14 protein-coding genes, 2 tRNA genes and 3 pseudogenes are annotated in these 10,828 nt (G+C 53.2%); 4 read left to right on the top strand and 15 right to left on the bottom strand.

The window, feature by feature from the left end:
- Positions 1-2 precede the first annotated feature (2 nt).
- Positions 3-188 (top strand): hypothetical protein, encoded by a 186-nt coding sequence (locus RDY34_RS01980; protein WP_308074301.1) that lies wholly within the window; start codon positions 3-5, stop codon positions 186-188.
- Position 189: 1 nt separating this feature from the next.
- Here the strand turns inward: RDY34_RS01980 and RDY34_RS01975 are convergent, their stop codons facing one another.
- The 12 genes and pseudogenes from RDY34_RS01975 to RDY34_RS01920 all read right to left on the bottom strand — a co-directional run bounded on the left by RDY34_RS01975 (position 190) and on the right by RDY34_RS01920 (position 7,170).
- Positions 190-309 carry a GpE family phage tail protein gene (locus tag RDY34_RS01975; protein ID WP_228777354.1) on the bottom strand — a complete coding sequence of 40 codons (120 nt, stop codon included), beginning with the start codon at positions 307-309 and terminating at the stop codon, positions 190-192.
- A gap of 55 nt (positions 310-364) precedes the next feature.
- Positions 365-661: a phage tail assembly protein gene (locus RDY34_RS01970; RefSeq protein WP_101121481.1), complete on the bottom strand. Its 297-nt coding sequence runs from the start codon at positions 659-661 to the stop codon at positions 365-367.
- A gap of 249 nt (positions 662-910) precedes the next feature.
- Positions 911-1,426, bottom strand: a complete 516-nt coding sequence (locus tag RDY34_RS01965) for a phage major tail tube protein (protein ID WP_308074300.1) — start codon at positions 1,424-1,426, stop codon at positions 911-913.
- 28 nt (positions 1,427-1,454) lie between these two features.
- Positions 1,455-2,849 carry a phage tail sheath family protein gene (locus tag RDY34_RS01960; protein WP_308074299.1) on the bottom strand — a complete coding sequence of 465 codons (1,395 nt, stop codon included), beginning with the start codon at positions 2,847-2,849 and terminating at the stop codon, positions 1,455-1,457.
- Positions 2,850-2,860: 11 nt separating this feature from the next.
- Positions 2,861-3,357: pseudogene (locus RDY34_RS01955) on the bottom strand (Gp37 family protein).
- A 6-nt stretch (positions 3,358-3,363) separates the two neighbouring features.
- Complete coding sequence (locus RDY34_RS01950; RefSeq protein ID WP_308074297.1) at positions 3,364-3,789, bottom strand: gp436 family protein; 426 nt, start codon at positions 3,787-3,789, stop codon at positions 3,364-3,366.
- 4 nt (positions 3,790-3,793) lie between these two features.
- On the bottom strand, positions 3,794-4,081 hold the full coding sequence (locus tag RDY34_RS01945; RefSeq protein ID WP_308074296.1) for a hypothetical protein: 288 nt from the start codon (positions 4,079-4,081) through the stop codon (positions 3,794-3,796).
- Positions 4,082-4,083: 2 nt separating this feature from the next.
- Positions 4,084-4,422: a capsid cement protein gene (locus RDY34_RS01940; protein WP_003753466.1), complete on the bottom strand. Its 339-nt coding sequence runs from the start codon at positions 4,420-4,422 to the stop codon at positions 4,084-4,086.
- Positions 4,423-4,740: a Gp49 family protein gene (locus tag RDY34_RS01935; protein ID WP_003753468.1), complete on the bottom strand. Its 318-nt coding sequence runs from the start codon at positions 4,738-4,740 to the stop codon at positions 4,423-4,425.
- On the bottom strand, positions 4,741-5,679 hold the full coding sequence (locus tag RDY34_RS01930; RefSeq protein WP_003753470.1) for a major capsid protein: 939 nt from the start codon (positions 5,677-5,679) through the stop codon (positions 4,741-4,743). It lies immediately after the preceding gene.
- Positions 5,680-5,736: 57 nt separating this feature from the next.
- Complete coding sequence (locus RDY34_RS01925) at positions 5,737-6,768, bottom strand: 2-oxoacid:acceptor oxidoreductase (protein WP_308074295.1); 1,032 nt, start codon at positions 6,766-6,768, stop codon at positions 5,737-5,739.
- Positions 6,769-6,903: 135 nt separating this feature from the next.
- Positions 6,904-7,170 carry a hypothetical protein gene (locus tag RDY34_RS01920; RefSeq protein ID WP_228777355.1) on the bottom strand — a complete coding sequence of 89 codons (267 nt, stop codon included), beginning with the start codon at positions 7,168-7,170 and terminating at the stop codon, positions 6,904-6,906.
- Positions 7,171-7,327: 157 nt separating this feature from the next.
- Between RDY34_RS01920 and RDY34_RS01915 the strand changes: the two genes are divergently transcribed.
- The 3 genes and pseudogenes from RDY34_RS01915 to RDY34_RS01905 form a co-directional block, all read left to right on the top strand.
- Complete coding sequence (locus RDY34_RS01915) at positions 7,328-8,230, top strand: phage head morphogenesis protein (protein ID WP_308072908.1); 903 nt, start codon at positions 7,328-7,330, stop codon at positions 8,228-8,230.
- Between the two features lie 2 nt (positions 8,231-8,232).
- Complete coding sequence (locus tag RDY34_RS01910) at positions 8,233-8,676, top strand: phage virion morphogenesis protein (protein WP_308072907.1); 444 nt, start codon at positions 8,233-8,235, stop codon at positions 8,674-8,676.
- 145 nt (positions 8,677-8,821) lie between these two features.
- Positions 8,822-9,757, top strand: a pseudogene (locus RDY34_RS01905) (IS5 family transposase); the annotation flags it as partial.
- Positions 9,758-9,904: 147 nt separating this feature from the next.
- On the opposite strand, the pseudogene RDY34_RS01900 reads toward RDY34_RS01905, so the two are convergent.
- The 3 genes and pseudogenes from RDY34_RS01900 to RDY34_RS01890 all read right to left on the bottom strand — a co-directional run.
- Positions 9,905-10,075, bottom strand: a pseudogene (locus RDY34_RS01900) (IS1595 family transposase); the annotation flags it as partial.
- Between the two features lie 538 nt (positions 10,076-10,613).
- Positions 10,614-10,688 (bottom strand) — tRNA-Glu (locus RDY34_RS01895).
- Between the two features lie 17 nt (positions 10,689-10,705).
- Positions 10,706-10,782, bottom strand: a tRNA-Arg gene (locus RDY34_RS01890).
- Positions 10,783-10,828 lie beyond the last annotated feature (46 nt).

Below are 10,828 nucleotides of genomic sequence, written 5' to 3'. Positions count from 1 at the left end.
ATATGTTCATCGTCGGTACAATCGTGGTTTTGGCGGGCATTTTTTATTGCGTCATTATTGCTGCTTCCGCTGTTTGGCTGGCGGCAGTCGGGTTATGGCAGGCGTTTTTTGAAAAAGCTGAGCCTGACAATGGTTGGTGTCGCGATTTGCAGCGCGAAATCGAAGCAGAACGCCGCCGCCAAGTCTGAATCACATCCCCCTCCGATAACCCGCCTTCATTTGGCGGGTTGCTTCTTTCTGCCAGTCTTCAAATTCGTCCAGCGGCAGCGCGTAAACCTCATCCACGCTCCAACCGAACCACCAAGCCAAATCGGCGGCGGCAGACAGCAGCTGCCGCTGCGTTTCCGCCCTCGAAAGCGGCGGACTATTTGCCGTCCGGCTCGGATTCCGTGAAGCGGCGAAACGTCTCCTGCATCTGCTTCCAATCCGCCAAATCCAAGCAATCCAAGTCTTCAGGAATCATGCCCGTCATGCGGGCAAACAGGGCCAGTTCTTGCTCCGCCTCATTCGTCAGGTGCGACACGGCGCGCAAATCGCCCACGCGCAAACGGCGGAGCGTTACCTGTTCCAACATCTGACCCGTCGCCAGCCGTACCGGATATTTCAGTTTCACAACGGTATTTACACCCAAATCCGCCTGCATCTGTTTTGCTTCGTTCATTTCGTTCTCCAAAAATAAAAAATCACCGTATGGGGACTGACGGCAGTTTGGCATGGGCAGGGTTTTGCTTCAAAAAGCAGCGGATTCAAGGCGAAAAACGCAGCAAGGTTGAACACCTTGCGAGTATTTTTAACGCGGAAGATGCTGCTTTATGGGGCAAAAACCACCATTGCCAAATTGTCATCAGTCCCTAAGATACGGTGATTGTGTCAAATGCCGTCTGAAACGGCTTTTAATCCGATTTAAAGATTAAGCACCAATGTTTTTACGCATTTGGTTCAAAACGTCCTGACCGTCCACGCGGTAGATATTTTTGAACGCGTTGTAGTACAGCACTTCGCGCCCGCCGACGACTTGGCGGACTTCTGTTGCCTGGTAGGTTGAGCTGAATTCCGCCTTTTCCTTCGGCTTGTAGCCGCCCAAAGCATTTTTGCTGAACATCGCCGTTACCGTGGTTACGATGGGGACTTCTTCCGCCAAGCCCGACGCATTGAAAGTTTGCAGGTTGCCGCGCACCATCAGTTGTACGGCTTTAAACGGGTTGGATGCCTTTTTTGCCGCTTCGGGATAAAAGCTGTTCCAAGTAACTTCGCCTTCCAGGGCTTCCACGCCGTTGGGCAGCTTGATGGTACCGACCATACCCAAACCGGTAAAGTCGTCCTGCCCAAACTCAAACTCAGGCAGTTTGAACTCGGATGCGTTACCCAACAGGCTGTTACCGTCGATATAGACGTTGGCATTGTAGATTGCATTGATTGCGCTCATCTTGTTTCCTTTCTTTTTTCAGACGGCATTAGGACGCAGAAACCAGATTGGCCAGGTATTTACGGGTCATCACGCTGGTATTGGTCAGACGCTCGGCAGGCAGCTTGGGCGTGTAGTCGTACACAATCGGCACTCGGCCTTTACTGAACGCATCCGGCAGGTCGTAGTCATAGTCCAAACCGACCGAGAAGCCCGTGATGGAGCGCAGCGTGCCCAAATAGGTGCGTACCGTTTCAATCAGGCTGTCGATTAAGGCATCGTCAATCGGGCGGTCGACGTATTGCAGTTCGGCGCGGCGGATGGATTCGTCGATGATGTCGCCGGTGCGTTGTGCCACTTCAAAGTTTTTAATATGCGAAACCGTTGGGAAACAGGCGAGGCGGTTGCCCCACATCCGATAGCCCGTACCATAGCTGTTGAATACAGTCGTAATGCCTTTTTCGTTCAGACGGTTGGTTTCGGACTGAGGATCGTCCGCGCGGGCGGTCAGTCCGATTTCCACGCCGGTTACGCCCAAGAGTTCGCGGTTGGAGATGCTGTACCAGTAGCCCTGTTCCACATCGGTTTTCATACGCAGGCCGGCGGCGTGGGCGGCAAGGCTTTCCAAACCCAAGAGCCCGACGGCGTAGGGGTAAAAGAGCTGGCAGCGGTCGGACGAAGTTTGGAAATTGATGCTGCCCAAAGGACCGCGTCCTTCCAAAGCCTTGCCCAAGCCTGTGCCTTTCGGCGCGGCGGCATAGGCGATGGCTTTCAATTTGCCCGCAATGATTTCCATTGCTGCGCGGACTCCGGCGTTGCCGTCATACTCGGGGGCGATGATAATTTTCGCGTCCGCGCCTTGTCGGTTGAAACCTTCGGTCAAGAGTTCCAAACCGGTGCGTTTTCCCGTTGCCGCCACATATGCGCCGATAATGTCGGCTTCGGTCACTTTCGTCGGGTCGGTATAGGTGTAGCTGATTTCCGGGGCGGACGGTTTGGTTTTGAACACAATTTCGCCCGTCAGCGTGTTGATGGTGTAGTGCGTGTTTTCGGTCAGGGGGCTGTTGCCGTCTGAAACCGCGTAGCCGCTTTGCAGGGCAGGCTTGGCGGTTTTGGCTGTCAAGGTGTCAGGATCAACCGCCAATACTTCGTTGCTGACGGTTGTCTTATGTTTGGCAGGGTCGCAAACATTGACAACATAAGCGACACCGCTGCCGTAGCGCGTCCAGATGTGTGCGGCATCCGGCAGGGTAAAGCCCTTGCCGGTCAGCCCGCCGCCGAATCGGGCAAAATCTTTTTTAATTTGACATACCGTCAGCTCATTGACCGCGCCGACCGGCGCAGTGCCGACGATGGCGGTAATTGCGCCGTCAACGGTATAGACAGGATTGGAGCCGCCGTCGATGCGGATGGTCTCCGTGCCGTGATGGTAGGCTGCTGCCATAATGGATACTCCTATGTTTTAGGTTTTAAATCGGGTTGAAGCTTTATTCGGGACGGCGGTAGGCGGCGGCATTGAAGGGCGGGCGTTTTTCTTCGCGGCAGACTTCAACCTGCTGGGTTTCGGTCTGCAAGACAAGCTGATACTGCCATGCGCCAGCATCCTCGGCCAAAAACTCCTCGCTGATAAGGTGGCAGTGCCGGCAGTTCGGCGGCGCGAAACCAACCATAGCAAGACGTACCTCATCTAAAATCGCCAGCGTGCCGTCATCCGCATTAAGGCTGCTGCCGAAAACGGTCAACACCAACCTGACATCGCGCTGCTGGGCAATGCGTCCGAGCTGCTCAATATCGCCAAATTTACTGCCGCCGTAGCCGACCAAGATTGCCCCGACGGGATGGATAAATTGGTATTCGGACGGACGCTCCGGAAAAGCCTCAACGCCGACCCACGGGATAGCGGCCTGCAAATGCCCTACTACCGCATCAATAATCGGACGTGTCGCGCTCATCAGTAATCAGTAGCCTCCCAAATCCATTTTGTCGCGCGCTCGGACGTGATACGCGCCCGGCTCGGGTTGCGACGGCTTGTCCGATGCGGCGATGCCGATGTGGATTTTGCCGTCGCGGATGGCTTCCAGCGTCTTAATGGTTGCGTTGTAGGCAGTTTCCAGCGGTTTCGGAAAGTCGGCGCGGTTGATGCGGCGGCTGTGCAAAAAATGGCGGGCGATGTTGATGCACAAAGGCTGCAACACCGTCGGCGTGTCCTTCAGCGGCAGCACATATCTGCCGCGCAGGTATCCGTCCGCCAAATCGCAGGCATAACGCACTGCCGCATCAATGACCTGAGCGTCGGGTTCTGTCCCGCGCGCATTGTCGTTGGTCAGTTGCACCAATTCCGTTTTGCCCATCGCAGCCGTCAAATCATCCGCGCCGATATACATTGGCTTACTCCGCCCCTTCGGCTGCTGCCGGTTTTTTACCGCGTTTCGGCTTTTCAACTTCGCCCGTAGGGGCATTGCCTGTATCATCTGACGGCGTATCTTCGGACGGCGGGGTGTCATTTTGTTGCGCATCCGGCTCTTCGCCGGTTGTCAGTGTCGGGGTAACGTGTGCCGCGACCGATTCGTACTGCTCCGCCGTCAATTCGACCGCTTCGCCGACCTCGACACGAAATTGGCCGCCTTGTTCGTTTTCCAAAATCAACGGAGTGTTTGCGATATAAACTTTAGCCATGATCAGCCTTTCAAAAATACTTGGATGACTTCGCCCGCCGCTGTCGCCGCAGAGCGCGCCGTACCGGCAACCTTGGCATTACCTGCCGCCTTGACTGCCGCGCCTTGCGCATCGGCTGCTACTTCATCGCCGACGGCAATCGTGCCGCCTGCTTCGACCAAGGCAATGCCCAATACATCGACGGCCAACATTTCGCCCGCATCCGCATCCAAAGTAGCAGTACCCAGCACTTTCACACCGGCGGCTGCCTGTTTGCCTGCGAAATCCACAAAGCGGTTTTTGACCACCTTACCTGATGTTTTGACCGTGGTTACCAAGACCACTTGTTTCGTTTGTGCCATTTAAGACTCCTTTTGCTGCGCGTCATGCGCATTTTCTTTGATACGGTAGGCTTCCAAGGCCAACAGATTTTGCAACGCGTCCTGATAGGCCAGCTCGCGCCCCTTCTCCGCCACGAACGCCTCGGAATTGAGAGCGGCAGAATGGCCGACGACGACAAACCCGGAATGCAAGATCACCGTACATACGGTTGAAGTCGTTCCTTCGACGCGGTGGTACCGTACCTCGGTAATGCGGGCATTCAAATCTTCATACTTCACAGATAACGTCATTTTTTCCTCCGCAGGCCGTCTGAAGCCTTTCAGACGGCCTTTCAACATCTACGCAACCGCGTTTTCAAACAAGAAACCGCATGCACCGCCGACCACTGCCGCTTTGCGGATGTCGGTATAGCGCGCGTATTCCACCTTGCCGCCAACCTCTTCGTAGCGGTCAACTACCGGCATACCGCGACGGCGGAAGGTATAACCGAAGCTCGGCTCACCCTCGTCATTGCCACCGGAAGCCGTATGCGGACGCACAATCAGGCTGGCAAATTTGCCCCAAATATCTTGGGTGGCCTTATTGGCGGCAGGTGTAGATACCGCCTCTCCGACGATGATGTCGTCCAGCTCCAGCAGATTTTTCAGCTGCTCGACCGTGAGCAGGGACTTGCGTTCATTTGCACCCAGTGCGCTGATGAGCTTTTCGTGGCGTTTCAGTGCCGACAGCACGCTCGCGCCCACCACTAGTACCGACGGGCGTACACCGCAGCCTGCGCGAACCGTTTCGCGGGCGGTCTCGATGTCTGCCAACGGATCAGAGTTTTTATCGCTCCATTTTTGGGTGGAGGCCAAATCTTTGCTGAAACCTGACTGATAAGCCGATTTGTTTTGCAGGAGGGCGGCAGTTTCGATTTCTTGACGCAGCTGCACGCCCTTGACCGCGCGGCGTGTTGCCTTGGCGCGCTCGTCGTACATCGATTCCGCTTGTTCGCGGTAATCCACACCGGCGGCCAAATCATGTTCTTCCAACACAACCGGCATAAAGTTTGGGGAGTCCAGCGTAATCACATTCGATGTCGCACCGACCGCACGTTCGGTCTGATACTCGACAAACGAACCCTTGCCGAACACCGGCACACGCACGCCTTCTTTTTCAGTAAACACTACCGGGAAGATTTTCTCGGCAATAAAATCCGCCTGCTTGTAGCCCAGTGCGAGATTGGTTAAAACCGGATCAAGCTGGCCGCGCAGACCGCGCAAATGAGATGCACTCATGTTTTATCCTTTTTTAGGACAAATGCGACAACGTCGTCGCATTTGACGGGTTGATGATTAAGCAATAGTACGGCGGGCAGCCTCTTCGTAAGGGATACCTTCCGCTGCCGCCAATGCCGATGCACGTTGGTGATGGCTCAAGGCTTCCGGGTCCGCCGCTTCGGCAAAGTCTGCCGCCAATCCCGACGGCGTTTCACCTTTCGCCATCTCACCGCCCTGAATCTGCTTGGGCAGCACGGCGGTAAAAAACGCACGCAGCGCGGCAGACAAAGGCTGCTTCTTACTGCCTTCGCCGAAGTCGGCGGTTACGTCGTCAGGGTATTCGGCAAAATCCAAAACCTTGACGACCAAATCCTTGTCGGCAGGTTTCAGACGGCCTGCCTTGACCAAGCCTTCGGCAAATTCGGCATTCTGCTCATGCGCACCATCGCGCAGGGCGGTATGCTGCTCGTCTTGCAGCTTTTTCAATTCCGCCTGCGATTCGGCGGCCTTCTTCTCGGCAGCTTCGCGGGCGGCCTTTTCGGCTGCAAGCTCTTGTTCCAGCGACATAGGGGTCTCCTTGTTTTCATGGTTTTCTGGGGGTGGGGGTGATTCGGTAAATTCGGCAGGTTTCAAACCCGCCATGCTCAGTAATCGGCGCAATAAGCCGATTTCTTGCGGTTCTTCGGCAAACTCGACATAAACTTCGCCTTCGGCAAAACTGACGGAGGACAAACCCTTGACTGCGGGCGGTTGCGCGCCCAAAAAGCCGACATGGCGCAGCGTCCACACGCCCGGCTTCGGATTGTTCGGACTGGTTGGCGGGTAAAAACTCGCCGACACTTTTTTATATCGTCCGGCTTTAACCAAATCCGCAAAGCCCTCATCGACTTGGGCAAAGTCCGCCGTCAACACGCCGTTTTGCACACCAAGCGACTTGACCCAGCCGTAGGCGGGCGCATCTGCCTTGGGATGCCCGACCACAATAGGGGCCTCATGCACCTTCGGGTCATATGCTTGGGCAGCGGCGGCAAGGTCGGCCTCGGTAATCGTTACCGTATTGCCGTTTGCATCGGTGCGCGTCCCTGCGCGAAAAATTTCGTAAGACATAAAAAAGCCTCATCAGATGGATGAGGTTATTGTGGCAAATGCCGTCTGAAACGGCTTTTAATCGGGTTTAAAACTTATTTCGGCAGATGTTTGCCGGAGGCAGTAAAAAACCGCCCCGAGGCGGGGCGGTACAGGCTAGATAAGGGAAAATAAAATCTTGAATATGCAGAGATAGGGGAGAACCCACAACCACCGCCGCCGACGGCAGAAGAACCACATAACGAATAATGCCGTACAAAATATCCAAACAAAAAACCTGTCTCCCATAATGAGCGTCCGGACAATCTCTTTGTCCACCGATACCCAATAGGCGGTAAACGGCAGGCAGGACAGGTAGGCATACCATTTGCCGTTCACTGACAATCTGTTCGCAAGCAGTTGGATCAGCTGGATAAATTCCATGATTCTCTCCGGCATATTGCGTTTGTTTCAACACACAGGACGACACATAAAGCGTCGCCCTATGTGCCGTCCTGATTCGGAAGGGGTTGCACCCCTCCCAAATAAATTCTGATTCTACCGCCCTAAAGGGCGGGGTTTCAACCGAAAAGGAAACACGATGAACCCCGAAGATATTAAAGCCGTCTTCGGCATGAAACCCGAAGCCGCCGTCGCCTATCTCAAGCAAAAAGGCATTGCCGTATCTTGGGACTGGCAGGATATGTTGGACGACGCGCACGCCACTGCCTTTACGGTGGCCAAAACCGCCAAAATGGATGTGCTCTCCGATATCTATTCCGCCGTCGTCGATGCCGCCGAACAAGGCCGGACGCTGGAAGAGTTCAGCCGAGAACTCGCCCCCGTTCTACAGCGCAAAGGCTGGTGGGGCAGGCAGGAAGTTCAAAATCCCGAAGGAGAAACCCAAAGCGTACAGCTCGGTAGCCCCCACCGCCTGAAAACCATCTATCTGACCAATATGCAGTCGGCCTATATGGCGGGCCGCTACGCCGAAATGACGGACTCCGTCGACACGCACCCTTATTGGCAGTACGTCGCCATCAACGACAGCCGCACTCGTGATACCCACCGTATGTTACACGGTCGCGTCTATGCCGCAGACGACCCCGTGTGGAATACTTTGTACCCTCCTTTGGACTACCGCTGTCGTTGCCGTGTCAAACCGCTGTCCCGCAGTATGGGAGAAAACCGTGTCCTGCCCCGACCGACTCTTGAGTCCATCACTGTCGATATAGGCGCAAATCCCTATACCGGAGAGGAGCGTTACGCACAGCGCACCGGCATTCGCATCAACAACAAATTTATCGCCCCCAATGCGGGCTTCAACGCCAACCAAGGCAAGTCTATGCTGTCCCGTATGGCGAAAATCGCAGTGGATAAGGCGCAGGTAACCCATCCGGACATCGCCCGCATTGCCCTGAAAACGATGATGGGCAACGACAGATTCAAAAACGCCCTGTCCACCGCTTCGCTGACCTGGGTGCTTAAACTATTAAAAGGCTGATTATGCTGGAAATCAAACTCGATGCTGCCAAACTCGAACACGGTCTGGGTACGCTCCTTAAAAACGCCGCAAACAGCCGCCCCATGATGCGCGGTATTGCCACCGAGTTGCTATCTATAACCGAAGAAAACTTCGAATCCGAAAGCTGGGGCGAGCAGCGGTGGAAACGAAGTCGGCGTGCCGCAGATGAGGGAGGCAAGACCCTGCAAAAAAGCGGGCAACTTGCCGCCAGCCTGACTACACAGGTTGGCAGCAACTATGCCCGAATCGGCAGCAATAAAAAATACGCCGCCATCCACCACCTCGGCGGACGAGCAGGGCGAGGTCACAAAACCAACCTTCCGGCACGCCCCTATCTCCCCATCAACGGCAACAACCAACTCCAACCCTGTGCCGAACGCAGAATCCTCGACATCGCCATCTCCGCACTCAAAAAAGGACTTTGACAACAAAAAACGGACGATAAAAATACCGTCCGTTTTTATTGCAATATTTGCAACTCCCTTGCATTTTTTTCATCCCACAAAATCCCCCGTCATCCTCTCTCGTCCCATTTTTCTCATCACCCCCTATATATTTATCTCATTAGGTTTCAATCAGGTGATTGATTGGCAGCCGATCGAACAATACCTGAACCGTCAAAGAACCCGTTACCTTAGAGACCACCGCGGCCGTCCCGCCTATCCCCTGTTGTCCATGTTCAAAGCCGTCCTGCCCGGACAATGGCACAGCCTCTCCGATCCCGAACTTGAACACAGCCTCATCACCCGCATCGATTTCAACCTGTTTTGCCGTTTCGACGAACTGAGCATCCCCGATTACAGCACCTTATGCCGCTACCGCAACTGGCTGGCGCAAGACAATACCCTGTCCGAACTGCTCAAACTGATTAACTGCCAACTGACCGAAAAAGGTTTAAAAATAGAGAAAGCATCCGCTGCCGTCGTTGACGCCACCATTATTCAGACTGCCGGCAGCAAACAGCGTCAGGCTATAGAAGTCGATAACAAAGGACAAGTCAGCGGCCAAACCACTCCGAGTAAAGACAGCGATGCCCGCTGGACAAAGAAAAACGGCCTCTACAAAATCGGTTACAAACAACATACCCGCACCGATGAGGAAGGCTATATCGGGAAACTGCACATTACCCCCGCCAATACCCATGAGTGCAACCACCTGTCGCCTTTGTTGGAAGGACTGCCCGAAGGTACGGCCGTCTATGCCGACAAAGGCTATGACAGTGCGGAAAACCGGCAACATCTGAAAGAGCATCGGTTACCGGACGGCATTATGCGCAAAGCCCACCGCAACCGTCCGCTGACGGAAAATCAAACGAAGCGTAACCGGTATTTGTCGAAAACCCGTTATGTAGTCGAACAAAGCTTCGGGACGCTGCACCGTAAATTCCGCTATGCCCGGGCAGCCTATTTTGGTCTGCTCAAAGTGAGTGCGCAAAGCCATCTGAAGGCGATGTGTTTGAACCTGTTGAAAGCGGCCAACAGGCTAAGTGTGCCTGTTGCTGCCTAAAAGGCGGCCGGATGCCTGATTATCAGGTATCCAAGGGGGATTAAGGGGAGATTTGGGTAAAATCAGGAGGTATTGGGGGAGAGAAACAGCCGAAAATCTTTGTTTAGGTTTCGGTTGTCGGGGGAAAAGGAATTTTGCAAAGGTCTCTTCTAAATGCGGACTGTTTTGATAAATAAGTAATCGTAAACGATGAAAATAATAGGCTGCGGTATTTTTATTAACGCCTACTAACTCTGCTGCTGTTCTTGCAGTTACACCTGCGACAAATAGCTCAATGAGTTTATTTTGTTTATACTGGCTTAGACGAGTTTTTCTCATAGGGATAATTCTAACTTAATTTGAATTTCCCTAGTTATCTAGGACGGCCCCTAAAGTTATGATACCTCCAAAGCCTAAATATATCGCAAATATTATTTGCATAATCGTTGTTTGCAGAAAGTTAGAACCCGTTATCACGTCTTGGATAAAGGCCAAAACTATTGTGATTCCGAAAATTAAAAAGAAAAATTTCGGAATCCTCATCCTTTTCTGAAACCTGATTGCGGTATCCATGGCTTTGTCTTTGTCATTTAAGTTTGTGTTCATGTTTTTAACTTTCTTTGTTGCTAGAATCCTTTTTAAATTGCAGACTTTACCAGTAATATCTGCTCCTCAACTGACAGGCATATTAAATGCCCAACCATAGACCTACTTTCATTCCAGTATCTATGCCAATACATTTAACATACTATAATGCCAAAACCCAACGATAATAGGTAATCAATTGATAAAATAGAATATATACTTCGAAGGAATATATCCGTATATAAGAACGGAAATTGAAAATGCCTCCGATATAATCGGAGGCATTTTGAATTGGCACGCCCACGGGGAATCGAACCCCGGTTACCGCCGTGAAAGGGCGATGTCCTAACCGCTAGACGATGGGCGCATATTGTGCATTCTTGTTGGCGCACCCGGAGCGATTCGAACGCCCGACCCTCTGGTTCGTAGCCAGATACTCTATCCAACTGAGCTACGGGTGCAGCACAATCACTTGTTCAAGTGATTAAGAGAGTGCGATAATACGGA

Source organism: Neisseria polysaccharea (assembly GCF_963392925.1).
GTDB classification, from domain to species: domain Bacteria; phylum Pseudomonadota; class Gammaproteobacteria; order Burkholderiales; family Neisseriaceae; genus Neisseria; species Neisseria polysaccharea.
The sequence above is the reverse complement of the archived record's forward strand: the minus strand, read 5'-3'. Positions and strand labels throughout refer to the sequence as shown.